Annotated in this window: 15 protein-coding genes and 1 riboswitch; of the genes, 5 read left to right on the forward strand and 10 right to left on the reverse strand. The window is 38.2% G+C overall.

Annotated elements, in window-relative coordinates; genetic code table 11:
• Positions 1-31 precede the first annotated feature (31 nt).
• On the reverse strand, positions 32-229 hold the full coding sequence (cspD, locus tag LC091_RS17585; RefSeq protein ID WP_010192350.1) for a cold-shock protein CspD: 198 nt from the start codon (positions 227-229) through the stop codon (positions 32-34).
• 319 nt (positions 230-548) lie between these two features.
• Positions 549-708, forward strand: a riboswitch (SAM riboswitch).
• A gap of 106 nt (positions 709-814) precedes the next feature.
• Between cspD and mtnK the strand changes: the two genes are divergently transcribed.
• Both mtnK and mtnA read left to right on the forward strand, forming a co-directional pair.
• A complete protein-coding gene (gene mtnK, locus LC091_RS17590; protein WP_226683334.1) occupies positions 815-2,011 on the forward strand; it encodes an S-methyl-5-thioribose kinase in 1,197 nt (398 codons plus the stop codon).
• Positions 2,012-2,014: 3 nt separating this feature from the next.
• The gene (mtnA, locus tag LC091_RS17595; RefSeq protein ID WP_226683335.1) at positions 2,015-3,064 is read left to right on the forward strand and encodes an S-methyl-5-thioribose-1-phosphate isomerase; all 1,050 of its coding nucleotides are present in this window, start codon (positions 2,015-2,017) and stop codon (positions 3,062-3,064) included.
• Between the two features lie 634 nt (positions 3,065-3,698).
• Here the strand turns inward: mtnA and LC091_RS17600 are convergent.
• From LC091_RS17600 to LC091_RS17610, 3 genes are all read right to left on the reverse strand, one after another.
• On the reverse strand, positions 3,699-4,277 hold the full coding sequence (locus tag LC091_RS17600) for a DUF2087 domain-containing protein (RefSeq protein ID WP_226683398.1): 579 nt from the start codon (positions 4,275-4,277) through the stop codon (positions 3,699-3,701).
• A 339-nt stretch (positions 4,278-4,616) separates the two neighbouring features.
• Complete coding sequence (locus LC091_RS17605; protein WP_226683336.1) at positions 4,617-5,105, reverse strand: methylated-DNA--[protein]-cysteine S-methyltransferase; 489 nt, start codon at positions 5,103-5,105, stop codon at positions 4,617-4,619.
• 30 nt (positions 5,106-5,135) lie between these two features.
• Positions 5,136-7,346, reverse strand: a complete 2,211-nt coding sequence (locus LC091_RS17610; protein ID WP_226683337.1) for a PAS domain-containing sensor histidine kinase — start codon at positions 7,344-7,346, stop codon at positions 5,136-5,138.
• 336 nt (positions 7,347-7,682) lie between these two features.
• Here LC091_RS17610 and LC091_RS17615 point away from each other — a divergent pair, with 336 nt between their 5' ends.
• On the forward strand, positions 7,683-9,446 hold the full coding sequence (locus tag LC091_RS17615) for a B12-binding domain-containing radical SAM protein (protein WP_226683338.1): 1,764 nt from the start codon (positions 7,683-7,685) through the stop codon (positions 9,444-9,446).
• A gap of 6 nt (positions 9,447-9,452) precedes the next feature.
• Here the strand turns inward: LC091_RS17615 and LC091_RS17620 are convergent, their stop codons facing one another.
• The gene (locus LC091_RS17620; RefSeq protein ID WP_226683339.1) at positions 9,453-9,623 is read right to left on the reverse strand and encodes a hypothetical protein; all 171 of its coding nucleotides are present in this window, start codon (positions 9,621-9,623) and stop codon (positions 9,453-9,455) included.
• A 14-nt stretch (positions 9,624-9,637) separates the two neighbouring features.
• On the reverse strand, positions 9,638-9,793 hold the full coding sequence (locus LC091_RS17625) for a hypothetical protein (RefSeq protein WP_169292837.1): 156 nt from the start codon (positions 9,791-9,793) through the stop codon (positions 9,638-9,640).
• A 144-nt stretch (positions 9,794-9,937) separates the two neighbouring features.
• Here LC091_RS17625 and LC091_RS17630 point away from each other — a divergent pair, with 144 nt between their 5' ends.
• The gene (locus tag LC091_RS17630) at positions 9,938-10,285 is read left to right on the forward strand and encodes a DUF3905 domain-containing protein (protein ID WP_226683340.1); all 348 of its coding nucleotides are present in this window, start codon (positions 9,938-9,940) and stop codon (positions 10,283-10,285) included.
• Between the two features lie 221 nt (positions 10,286-10,506).
• Here the strand turns inward: LC091_RS17630 and LC091_RS17635 are convergent, their stop codons facing one another.
• Positions 10,507-11,865, reverse strand: coding sequence for a TrkH family potassium uptake protein (locus tag LC091_RS17635; RefSeq protein WP_226683341.1), 1,359 nt, complete (start codon positions 11,863-11,865; stop codon positions 10,507-10,509).
• 185 nt (positions 11,866-12,050) lie between these two features.
• On the opposite strand from LC091_RS17635, the gene LC091_RS17640 reads away from it, so the two are divergent.
• Positions 12,051-12,239, forward strand: coding sequence for an alpha/beta-type small acid-soluble spore protein (locus tag LC091_RS17640; RefSeq protein WP_088017762.1), 189 nt, complete (start codon positions 12,051-12,053; stop codon positions 12,237-12,239).
• Positions 12,240-12,327: 88 nt separating this feature from the next.
• On the opposite strand, the gene LC091_RS17645 is transcribed toward LC091_RS17640, so the two are convergent.
• From LC091_RS17645 to LC091_RS17655, 3 genes are all read right to left on the reverse strand, one after another.
• Positions 12,328-13,428 (reverse strand): anti-sigma-I factor RsgI family protein, encoded by a 1,101-nt coding sequence (locus tag LC091_RS17645; protein WP_226683342.1) that lies wholly within the window; start codon positions 13,426-13,428, stop codon positions 12,328-12,330.
• Positions 13,397-14,179 (reverse strand): RNA polymerase sigma factor SigI, encoded by a 783-nt coding sequence (gene sigI / locus LC091_RS17650; protein WP_226683343.1) that lies wholly within the window; start codon positions 14,177-14,179, stop codon positions 13,397-13,399. Before sigI ends, LC091_RS17645 begins: the two co-directional genes overlap by 32 nt.
• A gap of 808 nt (positions 14,180-14,987) precedes the next feature.
• Positions 14,988-16,076, reverse strand: a complete 1,089-nt coding sequence (locus LC091_RS17655; protein WP_226683344.1) for an SDR family oxidoreductase — start codon at positions 16,074-16,076, stop codon at positions 14,988-14,990.
• Between the last annotated feature and the right edge of the window lie 10 nt (positions 16,077-16,086).

Here is a 16,086-nt window from a genome sequence, read left to right on the forward strand (position 1 = left end):
GCAATGGGAGTCCTTTTCTATTTGGCTAGCATTATTTTGTAACGTTAGCAGCTTGAGGTCCACGAGCACCTTCAACGATTTCGAAAGAAACTTCTTGACCTTCTTCTAAAGTTTTGAAACCTTCGCCTTGGATTGCGGAGAAGTGTACGAATACGTCGTCTTGACCTTCAACTTCGATGAATCCAAAACCTTTTTCTGCGTTGAACCATTTAACTTTACCTTGTAACATGTTTGTTCCTCCTTGTGGTTTACCCACGTAAATATTACTATTCTTGCTCTTTCAAACATTTCAAGACGAAAACGTGTTTCTGACTTTCCATATTCACGAACAAAAATAATAGTTTAATAATAACAGGTGCCTATCATTTTTTCAAGGTTTTAACCAAACAATTCATACAATTCCATTAAATTCTTTAAAAAATCTGATAATGGTCATAAAAAAGATTATTAAAAAAACTTATTGACAATTTTCCCTTCACCTTGTTATTATTTTCATCAAGCAATAATTTTCACACAATTTTATACATTCACAATTTATTGATTGTGATCTCTTATCAAGAGCAGGTGGAGGGATTTGGCCCGATGAAACCCAGCAACCGACCGTAATACTGTTGTGAAACAGGGCGTTACACATTTGTGGACGCCGAACGTAATCGTTCATAAGGCACGGTGCTAATTCCAGCAGAAATTATTTCTGGCAGATAAGAGGGGAGAAGTCTACTCTTCAAGCCTCTTTCTTATGGAAAGGGGCTTTTATTTTTAAATAAATAATTGCCCCGTAATTAATCAATCATTTATCACGGGGGTTATAAATATGACAATTACAGCAACTACTGAATATGAGCCGTTAACAGAATCTACCGCAATTGCACTGGCAAAAGATCTTGAATTCTTTAAAGAAGGTGCACTCTTACATTGCCGAGAAATCGGGGATGGAAATTTGAACCTTGTCTTTCACATAAGGGATGAAAACAATACAGGGATAATTATTAAGCAGGCATTGCCTTATGCAAAAGTTGTTGGAGAAAGCTGGCCATTGACCCTGCACAGGGCAACAATTGAAGGTAATTATTTGAAGAACGCCGCCACGTTGGTACCTAACCTTATTCCGAAAGTCTATTATACAAACGAGGCTTTAGCGATAACAATCATGGAAGACCTTTCCCATTTGGAAATCGTTCGAAATGGTTTCTTAAACGGCAAGGACTTCCCTCTTCTCTCAAAACATATTGGGGAATACTTGGCGAAAACACTGTTTTACACTTCTGATTTTGGGTTGAATCAACAAGATAAGAAGAAACTTCAGCAGGCATTTACAAACCCTGAGCTTTGTAAGATTACGGAAGACCTAGTGTTTACAGATCCTTTTTATGAAAGTGAGACGAACGATTATGAGCCTGAGCTGCTTGGTTCTGTAGAGGAAATATGGAATGATGTGGAATTAAAACTTGAAGTGGCAAAGCTGAAATACACATTTTTGAGCAACGGAGAAGCACTTTTACATGGTGACCTCCACACAGGAAGCATTTTTGCTAGTGAAATTGATACAAAAGTGATTGACCCTGAATTTGCATTTTTCGGACCAATCGGCTTTGACGTTGGACAGTTCTTTGCCAATATCCTCTTACAAGCAATCACTAAAGACGACAGTAACAGGGCTAGTATCACCTCCCATCTGTATCAAGTGTGGGAAAGATTCACGTCCACTTTCTCAGATTTATGGAAGACACAAAGTGTGGAACACTTCACACAAACACCAGGATACTTAGATTTCTTCTTGAAAAAAGTTTTTACAGATGCTATTGGGTTTGCCGGATGTGAAGTTATTCGACGCACCATTGGCTTGGCGCATGTAGCCGACCTTGATACAATCCAACCTTATGAGCGTAGAATTTCAGTAAAACAACAAGCTTTGTTACTAGGGCAAAAATTAATTAAAAACGCAGCACACATCCGTAACATTCAAGATGTTGAATCACTACTTGATAATGAATTAAAAGGGAATGGATAATTTATGACAATCGCGACAAATCTACCTCTTTCTGTAGAATGGAAAGACTCCTATATTCGTTTATTAGATCAACAAAAATTGCCTCAAGAGACTGTGTTCATTGAGTTGCATACCATTCATGATGTCTATGATGCCATTGTTACCCTTAAAGTAAGAGGGGCACCTGCAATCGGCATCACAGCAGCATACGGGCTTGTCCTCGCTGCAAATTCCTATAACACGGCTAGTTTAGCTGAGTTTCAAACTCAGTTGAAAAAGGACCGGGATTACTTGGCAACATCCCGTCCTACAGCTGTCAACCTTTTTTGGGCTATCGACCGTCTTATCCAAGTGTCTTTGCAAGCATCATCCGTAAACGAAGCAAAAACAAATCTGGTTCATGAAGCGATTCAAATCCAGCTAGAGGATGAAGCTACCTGCAGACTTATCGGGGAACATGCTCTTTCCTTGTTTCAAAAAAATGATAAACTGCTGACCATCTGTAATGCAGGATCCATAGCAACCGCCCGTTACGGGACAGCGCTAGCTCCATTTCATTTAGCAAAAGAAAAGAATTTTCCTTTAAGTGTTTTTGCCTGTGAAACAAGACCAGTCCTGCAAGGGTCTCGACTAACTGCTTGGGAGCTTCAGCAATCCGGTGTAGATGTAACGTTAATTACGGATAACATGGCAGCCCACACCATCAAGACTAAAGAAATCTCGGCTGTTATTGTTGGGGCTGACAGAATTACTGCCAATGGGGACACCGCAAACAAAATTGGTACCTACGGACTTGCGATTTTAGCTAAAGCATTTGGCATTCCGTTTTATGTAGCTTCACCTTTATCGACTTTTGATTTGTCAAAGGAAAATGGAGAAGAAATTGAAATTGAGGAAAGAAGGCCTGAGGAAATCACTCACCTTGGAGGGAAGCAAATAGCTCCAGATGGCATTTCCGTGTTTAACCCGGCATTTGATGTAACTCCAAATGAACTGATAACCGCCATCATTACCGAAAAAGGCATCATCAGAGGCGACTATCTAAAATCCATCCCTGAACTCTTTAAAGATTGATAGATAATATTTAATTACATTAAAATTACACTTACTGTTGATTTTCGTTCCAGGCGCTTCGCTTTCCATGGGCGGTCCGGAAGCCTCCTCGGGCTGATGCCCTGCGGGGTCTTCCCTGTCCCTTCCTCCCATAGGACAAGGAAAGCTCCTTCAGCAATTCATCGCACGAAGAAAATGCGATAACATTTTCGAGGAGTCTTCTCGCCTTCCACTTAAATCAACAAGGTAATCTTATTTGCAGGTTTACTTTAATAGTTGTTGGGGCATATTAATCATTACTTTTTGAAGTATCATAACTAATTCTGTCTTTAAGTCGATTGAATTAAAGCTTTCGTCTATACATTCATGCCAGAATTCTAAATCTCGTTAATTCTACGTTCATAATTTAGTTATCCCCTTTTAACCTGGATCAATATCTCCCAAAACCAGATAGTTTTCTATAATATTTTCAGCTGTGGATTGAAGCAAATGGCGAAGACTCCTGCGGGGGAGTAGCGACAATGTTGAGACCCCGCAGGCTTGTCGAGGAGGCTCAAGGTCGCCCCGCGGAAAGCGTAGCCATTTGCGGAAAGGAACAGCGGAGTTTATCAAAACAACTAAAGATTAAAAGAAAATAAATTATCTTTAACCTTCTTTATTTCGCCCACATTTCTGTTGGGTTTAGTTCGTATATTCCTGCTTCTCGGTACATGTAATGGTTGATGATGAATTCCCTGCGTATCGTCGCATAGTCTTCGTGAAATTGTTTTATGTGTTCATTGATTTCCTTTTCACTGTACTTCTTCCCCATCTCCAAGTCTTTGAGGATATGTTCAAAAATAATTAATTTCTTCTTCCGTTGCGCCGGAATGGTTTTTAATTTTCCATCCTTGGCAAGGAAATTCTGCAAGATCTGTTCTCTCTCTTTTTGCTCTTCCATCGTCCTCTCCCCTTTTCCGCTTCTTTCTAAGACGATAAAAAGACCTTCACTATGTTGTCTTAACGCCTTTTGATTCAAGTAATAATAAACAGTGTTCTTTTCTCTTCTTTCATACACAGCACTTACTTCTTTTAACTTGGTAATATGATGGGAGATCGTCGGAGGTTTTACCCCTAATCTTTCTGCTAATTCTTGTCCACTTAGAGGTTCTTCGGTCGATAATAAGACCAACAGTTTAATTCTAGTTGTATCCCCCATCACTTTGTAATAGTTGACGAGTTTATCCAGTTGCAGGATAATCCACTCCTTCACCTTCGATTAGATGTATATCTAATTAGATGATAATCTAATCGAATGGTGAAATCAACCTTTTTTCTTATCTTTGTTTAAAATCGAACCTTTTTCTTCCGGGCTGATAACATTTAGTTTGGTTAATACCTTTGTATAAAAAATAATTTTATTATTTTTCCCCATTTTGTTCATCTCCAGTTTTGCCCTTGAGCAACATTTTTAGTTATAGTAAATTATATGAAGAAAATGAAAAATTGATACATGCTTGCAACTTTATGAACAAAAAAATACGATAGCTTAATCACTATCGTACAAAGTTTCCACATTATTTCTTTTTAAGCTCTATAGCAATACGCCTTCTAATTTTAATAGTTCTTCTTTCATCCCGATTTTATCTCCAGCATACCCTACCAGGTCTTTATTCTTACCAATGACGCGGTGGCAAGGAATGACAATAGGCAGTGGATTTCTTCGGTTCGCTTGTCCAATTGCCCTGACTGCTAAGGGTCTGTTTATTTCTTTAGCAATGTCCTGGTAACACTTCACTTCTCCATACTGGATTTTGCTCAATGCCTCCCAGACTTCCTTTTGAAAAGTTGTCCCTTCCAAATGAAATGGTAAATCAAACGCAGAGCGGTCACCCGCAAAATATTCTTGAAGTTGGAATGTAGCCAATTCACATAATGGATCATTAGGTGTGTAATTGTATAAATTACCTTCCTTATCCTTTTGAAGAAATTCTTTATCAAACTCAATTCTAACTAGTTGTTCTTCATGACAAATAACATATATAGTGCCTATTGGAGTTAGAACGCTACTGTACCGGTACATAAATAGATTCCCTCTTTCTTCTTGTCCGATTTAATGAACGGTAGGTGACCCTATCGGCAATTTAATATGGAATGTAGTACCTTTACCAAGCTCACTGCTGACTTCAATGGTCCCATTGTGTTCCTCTACAATTTTATAGCTTACCATAAGACCAAGTCCTGTACCACGTTCCTTTGTTGTATAGAAAGGCTCCCCAAGCTTTTTCAGCTTATCTTCCGGGATTCCTGTTCCTTCATCCATAATGGAAATTAGTATCTGCTCCCCTTCTATTTTTTCAAGGCCAACAGATACCGTCCCTCCCTTAGGCATAACTTCAATGGCGTTTTTTAATATATTTATAAACACTTGTTTTAGTTGATTAGGTTCACAATAAATGTCCGGTAACCCATCCTCAATGGAAGTAATAAATTGAACGTTTTCCAAAGATGCTTGGGCACTTAACAGATCCAATGTTTCCTTCATGATGACAGTCGCATTTTTTCTTTGATACGAAATCGCCTGTGGCTTTGCCAATACGAGGAATTCCGTAATGATGGATTCAATTCTTTTTAACTCAGAGGTGATCACATCAAAATACATGGTATATTGATCTTCTGCCATGCTGTTTTGTAAGAGCTGGATAAATCCTTTAAGTGCAGTCATCGGGTTTCTTATTTCATGAGCAATTCCTGCGGCTAACTCGCCAACGACGGTCAAGGTGTCTGACTTTCTAAGTTGATCTTCCATTTCCCTTTTTTCCGTTATATTACGGAAAATCGTCATGTGCAACCCTTCAATGACGTTTTTCTTGGCAGAGTATTCAATGATTTGCGCTCCAAGCTCCCCATCCAAGCATACCTCTCCACTTAACTCTTCGCTTTCCGGGCACTTTTTCCACTGTGACTGAATTTCCTTCAACTGATCATGTGGAATATACCAATGAAGGGAGTTGTTCATTAAATCTTCTTTGGACAAACCTAAAATTTTGCTGGCATTGGGATTGGCATCAATAATATTACATTTGTTGTCCCAAAGAAGTATGCCATCCATGGCGTTATTAAAAATCTTTCTGAATTTCTGTTCGCTCTCTCTTAAATCTTTCTCCATTTTTCTTCGTTCACTGACGTTCCTGAATATTATCATGTTAAAACCATCAATGATGCCTTTATTCGCTGTGAACTCTAATAGCTTCTTCTGTCCGTTTGGCATATGAAACTCAAGTTCTTCTCTTATTTCTCCCCTTGCACCGAACTGTTTAACAATGGAAAATACTCTTTTATCATTTTTGGGAACGAATTCGTGAAGCTTCGAGCGAACCAAATCATCCAGTGGTAATTCAAAAGCTCTGCTTGCAGCAGGATTGGCCCGTTTTATTTGCCCATTATTATCTACCAATACGATCGCGTCCAATGCGTGTTGAAACATTTCTCTGAAACGCTCTTCGCTTTTCTTCAGTTGTAGCTCCATATTTCGTTTTTCCGTTACATCTCTCATTATTGCTAAATAGTAGTCATCATAAATATTAGCTGTAATGGTGACTTCAAAGGTCTTACGCTCACCTGTATGAAGAACTACCGGCAATTCTCCCCTAACCCGACCATGGTTATCTAAAAGATTCCAGATCTTCGTCATTTTATATTGAAATCCGTCTTCCACAAAATCATCCAACTTTGATTGTAAAAGGTCTAATTTCGGCATGGCAAAATTAGAGCAAAATGCAGGGTTTACATCGATAAACAACCCATCTCTGTCAAACACCACAATTCCGTCCACTGCTCTATTTATTACATCATGATACATTTGTTTACTTTTGCTAGATTCTTTTTCTAGTTGTTTTTTTGTGGATATGTCACGGATGATACATATATCCAGTCCACTTTCATCCGGGTTACGAACAGCGGAATATTCCACAAATTTTATTGAACCGTTATCCAACCGCACAATCAATTCATTTTTCAATTCTCCTAATTCATTTAACTGAGCTTCCTGATATTCTACTTCCTCTTTTGGCATTAACTCTAGGAAATCATGCAACTTGCGCTGTAACAATTCCTCTTTAGGCAATTCAAAAAGTTCACATGCTTTTTGGTTCACTTGAAAGAATTCGACATTTTCATTGAATAAGATTATTGCATCATTGGCATGTTCAAATGTAAGTTGCAGAAACCTGTTTTCCTTTTCCAGCTTTTGAAGCTTGGCAGTTAGCGTTTCTATTTCTGCCTCCAACTTCCTGGTTTCTTCCTTCACCATGTGTTGGATCATGATCTTCCCCCACTTATCATATATTTAGATTCTTTTCTCAAAGATTATTGTTTTAGACAACGGACAAGTAACTAGGAACTAGGAATACATATTATTAATCAACCACTCTGTAATCTTCTACATCCTCCATCTAAATTCCTTTGTTCTACATTTAACGCAATAAAAAAGTCATTTCAGAAATCATTTTGTAATAATTCCAGATTTCCTGTTGATAATGGAAGAGAGGAAAGATTTACTAGCCCTAGAAAAAAGGCATGAAATCGTTACCCACCATATTTAATTATGATAAACTATATTAGTTATAGAATTTTTCACTAGGAGTTTGATGGATTTATAATGAAAATAATTGCCACAACATTAAACGCGAAATATATCCATACCAATCTTGCCATTCGCTATTTGAAAGCTTATGCAGAACCGGAATTTAAAGTAGATCTAGTAGAATATACGATTAAAGATCCTGTTATGAATATTGTATCTGACCTCATCCAAAAGAAACCGGATGTCATTGGTTTCAGCTGCTATATTTGGAACATAGAAGAAACAATCAAAGTGATGAGTATGTTGAAGAAAATCAACCCGGAGCTCATCCTCGTTCTTGGTGGTCCAGAGGTGACCTATGATGTGAGTGAATGGCTTGACCGCTTAACGGATGTTGATTTTATCGTACTCGGCGAAGGTGAAATCACTTTCAAGCAACTGCTACAAGAGCTGCAAGGTGAACGAAACTTCGAGTCCATCACTGGGCTGGCTTATCGAGATGGAGACGACAAAAAAATCTCCGCTCAACGAAATAAAGTAGATTTAAAAGAACTGCCATCTCCATACAGATTTGACGAGGACCTCTCTCAACTTGGCAAACGTGTCACATACTTTGAAACAAGCAGGGGCTGTCCTTTTAGCTGTCAGTTCTGTTTATCATCCATTGAAGTAGGCGTTCGTTACTTTGATAGGGAAAAAGTAAAAGAAGATATTCGCTTCTTGATGAACAATGGAGCAAAGACGATTAAATTTGTGGACCGCACCTTTAACATCAGTCGAAGCTATGCCATGGAAATGTTCCGCTTCTTAATCGATGAACATCTTCCGGGCACCGTTTTCCAATTTGAAATCACAGCTGACATCATGAGACCGGAAGTTATTGAATTCTTGAACAAGGAAGCTCCTGCAGGACTGTTCCGCTTTGAAATAGGTGTACAGTCGACCAATGATTCCACCAATGAACTTGTGATGCGCAAACAGAACTTCGCCAAATTATCGCGTACTGTCACCATGGTTAAAGAAGGCGGAAAAATTGATCAACACTTAGATTTGATTGCCGGGTTGCCTGAAGAAGATTACCACTCTTTCAAGAAAACATTTAATGATGTATTTGCCCTTCGCCCTGAAGAGCTTCAACTTGGTTTCTTGAAAATGTTGCGAGGTACCGGATTAAGGATTCGCTCGAACGATCATGGTTATATCTATATGGACCACGCACCATACGAAATCCTTGGAAATAACATTTTAAGCTTTGATGACATTATCCGAATTAAGCAAGTAGAAGATGTTCTTGAAAAGTTCTGGAACGATCATCGAATGGATGCCACGGTGGAGCACTTGGTTACCCATGTATTTGAAACACCTTTCGATTTCTTCCAAGATTTCGGCGCATATTGGGATAAACAAGGTTGGTCCAGAATCGGTCATCAACTTGAAGACCTTTATAAACGTCTAAATTCCTTCCTACAAGAAGAAAAAGCTCTATCAGTATCTGTAGTGGAAAGCATGATGAAATACGATTACCTACGTCACCAGAAATTCAAGCCTCGTAAACCTTGGTGGCAGGATCGCCTTGAAAAAGAAGATAGAAGCAGTATTTACAAGCAAGTGATTGAAAATCCTGCAATATTAGGTAATCAGTTTTCTGCGCATAACTTAAACGAAAAAGACCTATATAAACATACAATGATTGAAAGTCTTCAATTTAATCTGGCACATTACCTTCATCATGGTGAGATCATGGAAGAGGAAAGCTATGTATTAGTCTATTTCAACCAAAACACAAACAAAGCGGAAATTTACCCTTTAGATTCGAAAAAAAGAAAAACTGCTAGCTGATTTCAGCTAACAGTTTTTCTTTTTATTCTTTTTGTTGTTTGATTCTATTGCATTTTCAAAAGCTTTCGCAGCATTAGGGTCGCCAAATTCAGGACCAAATTCCTCGTTTAAACTGTCTTGAGAGATAGCATGCTCCGAACTATGTGCCTGCTTTTGCTTTTTCTTTTTTGCATCCATTTTAATAAGCCCCCTTATTTTCCTTGTCTGCCATGTTTCGAATTACGGTTTGCTCCACGGATCATATCTTCTTTATCATATGCAGCAGAGAATTCCGTATCAGGTAAGCTTTCTTTTGGTGTTTTGTTATTATTTTTAGCTGCATCATGAGCAACTTTCCTTTTTGCCAATGCCATCACCCCCGTGCAATTAGATTGCCCCTTTGTTATTTTTCGCATTCTTAACTCAATCAAAACTACTCTGTAACTTACTTCGTACATAGTTATTTATTTTAATGAAATGCTAAAACTATATATAATCCGGAGGTGTAAGGAATGTCAGAAAAAGATAAGTCATTGGAAGTCCCATATATGGAAGAAACGATGCCGCATCAAATCAGCTCCCCTTCCTTCAAAGGCTCCAATATAAAAATGCAACCGCCATTTGTTAACGAACATGGTGTAGTCATTGGTGACAGCAAATATAATTCTGAAGAATCCCCATTAAATAACTGGAGTGACGACATGGATCCCGCCATCATGGCTGGTGACCAATGGGTCCACCCAACAAATGATATCGGATGGAACTCTGCTGAAAACAGGGAGCTCGTTGAAAAATCCAAAAAACCTCAAGGCTTCCCATTTACACATCAAGACAAAGATGTTAGTTATGACAGAGACTAATTGATAATTTCCGTTGGATGAGTTTTGAGGAGAGAGGCGTCCTCTCTACTACCTTTTGGGGATTTCCCCTGCCAGTTCGGTCGGAGAGATCAGCTCCTTTTGACCTTTCAAACCTTTAGAAGGGGAAGCGAAGCGCCTGAAACGGAAATCAACTGGCATTTATAATTACCAATCAAAAAAGAGACCAATTCAGGTCTCTTTTTCAAATTGATTTTTTAATTTTACCCGATAATAACTCGTTCTACCGGGTAACGGTAGTTCGGTGGTTTTTGTTTGCTTTCAAGGATGAATAGGAATGTTAGCAATCCCACTCGCCCGATGAACATCAAGCAGATAATAATAAACTTCCCAACCGAAGATAAATCAGGTGTAATTCCCATTGAAAGCCCCGTTGTTCCGAAAGCAGAACATACTTCAAATAAGATCTGAATTAAAGCAAACTCTTCGGTGACGCTCAGGATAATTACCGCAGAGGAGCAAATGAGTATAGCAAGAAGAAGAACAACCAGCGACTTAATAATATCTTCTTCGTGTATTTCTCTTCCAAAAATTTTAATATTTTTATGCCCTCGTGCAAAATGGAATAAAAACAAAATATTCAACGCGAATGTCGTCGTTCTGATACCACCACCAACGGAGCTTGGTGATGCACCAATGAACATGAGTCCACACATTACCAGAAGTGTGGAAAGACCGAAATCACTCACATCCATGGTAGCAAGCCCACCACTTCTTGTAGTTACGGACTGGAATAACGCATAAAACAAAGATTCGTGCCAACTCATCCCCTTAAAGTAAGCGTTAGATTCCAATATGATGATAGCCAGTGCACCTAAAGTAATCAAACAAGCAAACGTGATACTTGTAATTTTTGTGAATAAAGAAAAGCGAAATCTTCCGTTTTTATTCATGATGAATTCTTTTACTTCTACTAAAACCGGAAAGCCGATTGCACCAGCGGTAATTAAGAGCATTACAATGAATTGGACAAAATAATCATTGGCAAAAGGGATAAGTGATTGACCTGTTATATCAAATCCACCATTAGTAGTGGCACTTACGGAGGCAAAGAAACCATGAAAGAAGGCTTCCTGCCATGTATCATAATAGGACAAGAAATACGTTCCTAAAATGAGTGCACCCAATAATTCAATTGAGAGAATTAAAACAAGAATTTGTTTTATCAATTTTACAATACCTGAGAGGTTGGACTGATTTTGGTCAATCATCATCAACCTTCTCTCTTTCAGCCCAATTTTACGTCCTAGGATAAGCCAGATAAAGGTTCCGACCGCCATAACCCCTACACCGCCAAATTGCAGAACAAATGCCAAAATAAATATTCCAGGCACTGTAAAAGTATCCACTGTATTCAATACAGTCAATCCCGTGACACTAACTGCACTGACTGCGGTAAAAAGAGCATTAATAAAGCTCCAGTCCACACCGTCATACCTTGCTATAGGCAGACTAAGTAGGCTAACTGCAATTACTACAGCTATAAAATAAAAGCTCACAATAAGCTGAGCTGGAGACAAACTATGTACTTTCTTACTTAGAAAACTTTTAAATTTAATCATAAATACCCTTTCACATACAAAAAAAATAATTTATTTCTGAAATTGGAGAAAAGCGAAGAACAATATTAATCCCCACTTATATTACAGTATTTGTCTAATACTTTCCAGTATTGATTAGAAAGAATATCTCATACTAACTTTACAGCTTTCAAATGAAAAGCTGAACATAAAAAGGAGTGATAAAAATGGCACGTAGCAATAAATTACTCGTACCTGGAATCGAGCAAGCTCTTGACCAAATCAAATACGAAATCGCACAAGAATTTGGTGTATCCCTTGGTTCTGACACTGCTGCACGCTCCAATGGATCTGTTGGTGGAGAAATCACTAAACGCCTAGTAGCACAAGCACAATCTCAGATGAATGGTAAATAATTTAATAGGAATGGATAGAACCCAGAGTAAGATACTCTGGGTTCCTCTTATGTAGACGCTAGAAGTATTATATTTTTAACAACAAAAGTTACCTGTCGTTCCTGTTGCCATTCCCCTTTTTTTCTTCTTTCCTGTCCGATTGCTCTTCTTCCCTTTTTTCTGTCCTATCTTTTCGCTCTTCTTCCCTTTTTCCTTTTGTTTCTTCTTCTTTCCTATCTTTCCGCTCATCTTCCCTTTTTTCTTTCCTATCTTCTTTCGCTTGTTCTCTCTCTCTTTTCCGGTCGTCCTGTTCCTTCTTCCAATCCTCTTGTCGGTCTTTTTTCTCTATTTTATTCTGATCCTGCCAATCCTTACGCTCTTTTTTTTCCGCTTCTTTTTCGCTCTTCTTTATTTCTACAAAGCTTGGCGGACCACTATTCTCTTCTTTTGCATTAGCATGCTTTACTTCAAGTGGTTTTTGGTTTAAAGGCATAGTAGGTAAAGGTTCTGATTTGGACGTATCTTCACTGTCGACCAATTCTGTTTTTTGTTCTTTTTCCATGTATTTCCCCGGAGAAATACCTTCTTTTAAAGCCTCCGAACGGTCTTCAATTGTCGTTTCCAATGTAGTAATACTGATCTTATCCTCTTGAACTTTTTGGGATATGGCTGTTATTTTATTCTGCATCAACGTTTTCCAGCTAGATTTTGTTTCATTAGATAATACAGAAGCTATAAGAACTTCACTATCTTCATTAAGAAATCCTTTTTGGCGAAAAATGTCAAATATTTGCGATGAGACGCTTGTGATATCTTGCTTCTCCCAATTTTTCAGTTGCTTGATAATATCTTCGCCTTCTTTATTGTAAGCTTCCATAGAAATAACCTTCATATCTTTGTTTATGCCCAGTTCAATACTTGGATTGACGTCAACGGAAACATACGCATACACTTGGTTACTTGCATATCTAGGGTACAGAGTCAGAGCCAATATGATAGCAGTCATAACACTGATTATGGCCAACTTTCCGCGTAAAGCCGAAGCAAATCTCCCTTTTTTTGCGGTCTCTGCCCTATGCAAAGGAAAAAAAACGATTTCCTCCCCTAAATCTACTTGCCCCTTTTGTTTTCTCGATTTCAAAAACTCACCCTCAGGGGTCAGAATGGTGACATGTTCATCATGAACTTCGAGCACAATCCCTTTTTTCACTCTTAATCGCCCCTTTTAAATAATCTTTCAAATATATATAATCCCCCGATAATATAATGGAAACTGCAATAATGTATTTTCGGTTGCGTTCTATTGTTTTTCTACTCACATCGACCAAGCCTTCCAACTGTTTCATTGGCAGCATTTTCTTTTCGAATAAATGGTTTTTTAGGTCTTGGTTTTGAACGAGAGTGTGTGCAACCTCTATGGCATTCTGTCTTGCATCCGAATGTTTTGGAGAGCATTCCAAAAGATCTGCAAAGCTAAGGCCAAACTCATTTAACACCGTTTGATAGTACTTGATCTCTTCTCTTCGATGTTCTTGATCGATTTGTTTATTGAATTCCTCTACAGATAATGTAGCTTCTATTTTGTTTGAAGCATAATCGTCTTGATCAACTTCTTGTTCAGACATTGTAACGGTAGAGTTTTTGCTCTCTTTTCTTATATAGTCGATAACTCTGCGCTTAATGATCAGGTCTGCAAAGGAAATCAAAGAGCTGCCTTTGTCTTTGGAATACTTTTCTATCGCTTCATTAAAGGCGATCAATCCGATACTGAATTCGTCATCCGTTTCACTTATATACCTTTTACACACGGATGACACTGCTTTAGCGATAAAAGGTTTATATTTATTAATCAGATTATTTTGTAGTTGAATATTGCCAGCTTGTATTTCCAGCACTTCATCTTCAAGAGTCTTTGTGCGTCGTTTGCCGAATTTAAAAAGTAGGCTCAGCACCGGCTTCACCTCTCCTCCTGCTTATCTTTTAACATATTATATAAATAAATGAGTTCATAAGCATGTATTAAGAAGGAGGCTTTTTCATCTATAGAAAAAGTCACCTGTCTATATATAAAGGTGTACTTTTATCTATAAAATGTCAATGTAAAAACCTGTTAAGACTGGTCTGATTGTAATAATAAGTTAATAAAAGTAACATTATTCCATTAACCGAAAATTCAGAGGTTTTTTTCTTTCATTAATTTGTTGCTTTATATGTCCATTTAGTCGTTTTTTTAGCGTTATTCCCTGTCCTCCTTTATTGCTATGGCCAATAATCATTGACTAGTCACTTAAATGTTACGTGAATGTTTCATTCTTTTCGGGGGAGAGACAAAAAATAATTTTAGAATACTTCGAAATACCCACTATATTTTTTAACTAGTTCTTTCGTTTCGGTATGGTTCCATAATAAAAAGAACCAGCAAATAAACGCTTGGACCCATAGAATTAATAATTTTTAGTTGATTGGCTAAACGCCGCTGTTCCTATCCGCAAATGGCTTCGCTTTCCGCGGGACGGTGCTTGAGCCTCCTCACTTCGTTGCGGGGTCTCAATCTACCATTATTCCCCCGCTGGAGTCTACGCCATTCGCTCCAATCCACAGCTAACGAAATATGCTTTTTCAGTTAACCTGGGTAAATTCCGCAATATAAATCTTTAGGATAATAAAGGCCTTGGTTGATTGGAGTGGAAGGCGCGCAGACGCCCGCGGGAGGAAAGGACAGGTGTGACCCCTAAGGAGGATCACACCTGTCCTTCCAATTGCGTTGGTTTATGATATATGAATGTGTTTCATCTGATCGTATTTATGTTCGTTGTAGTACTTTACCATTATATCCGCTGTTATATGGAAAGATGGGCAGTTTATTTCAGCCTCATCAAGTATCTGTCTTGCTTCACTGCAATCGAAGCTGCCTTTCCATGTGAAATAATCCAGAGCCTCCCGTTCCACTTTCAGCCACTTTCTCGCTGATGGAACACGAAGGAATGTTTTGGCCAATGGCAGAGGAATCGATCCAGTAGGTGCCTTTTTAAGAAGTTTTTCCATCAGAACTGTATAGGCTTCTCTTATTGTAATCGGCTCAGGGTTGGTCAAATGGAGGGTTTTACCTAGCGCATTCTCTGCATGTGTCAGATAGCATGTGCTTTTTACAATATAATCAATTGGAACAACATTGAATTCTGCTTCTCCTTTACCCAAATGAGGGATTAAAGGTGAAAAACGAAGGGAATGAAGAAAATTTAACATTAGATACGGACCATCAAATTTCGTTGTTTCCCCTGTTTGACTATGGCCTTTTACTATCCCAGGCCGAATAATCGTAATTGGTAAATGTTCTTTTTTCCTATCCACTATTATTTCCGCCAAATATTTTGTTTCCTCATAATGATTTTTAAACGAAGCCTCATGTATCAATTCCGTTTCCAGCAGCTTTCCTTCCCTTTTTCCAGCGATATAAGCAGTACTGAAATGGATGAACCTCTCGAGATTTGGCAAATTCTTTAACCACTCAACCACTTGCTTTGTTCCGTTGACATTCACTTGATAGGCAATTTCTTTTTTTACCGCTAAATCATAAATCGCTGCAAGATGATAGACATAGTTCGTTTCTTTTTGTACAAGTTTTTGGTCTTCACTACTCATATTTAAATTTGATTGTGTAATATCCCCTTCAATAAGGTGAAACCTTGTTTGCGGAAATTGTAGTTGATAGGATTGGATGATGGGCACAGAAACGCTTTTTTGAGTCGGAAGTACTAATAGAAATACATTATAGACATCCTTTTTTGTTTCTAACAATTCACGCACAAGTTCTTGGCAAATGAACCCTGGAAACCCAGTAAAAAAATATCCATTCACTTAAAGACAC

It is taken from the genome of Sutcliffiella horikoshii (assembly GCF_020524325.1).
GTDB lineage: Bacteria > Bacillota > Bacilli > Bacillales > Bacillaceae_I > Sutcliffiella_A > Sutcliffiella_A horikoshii_D.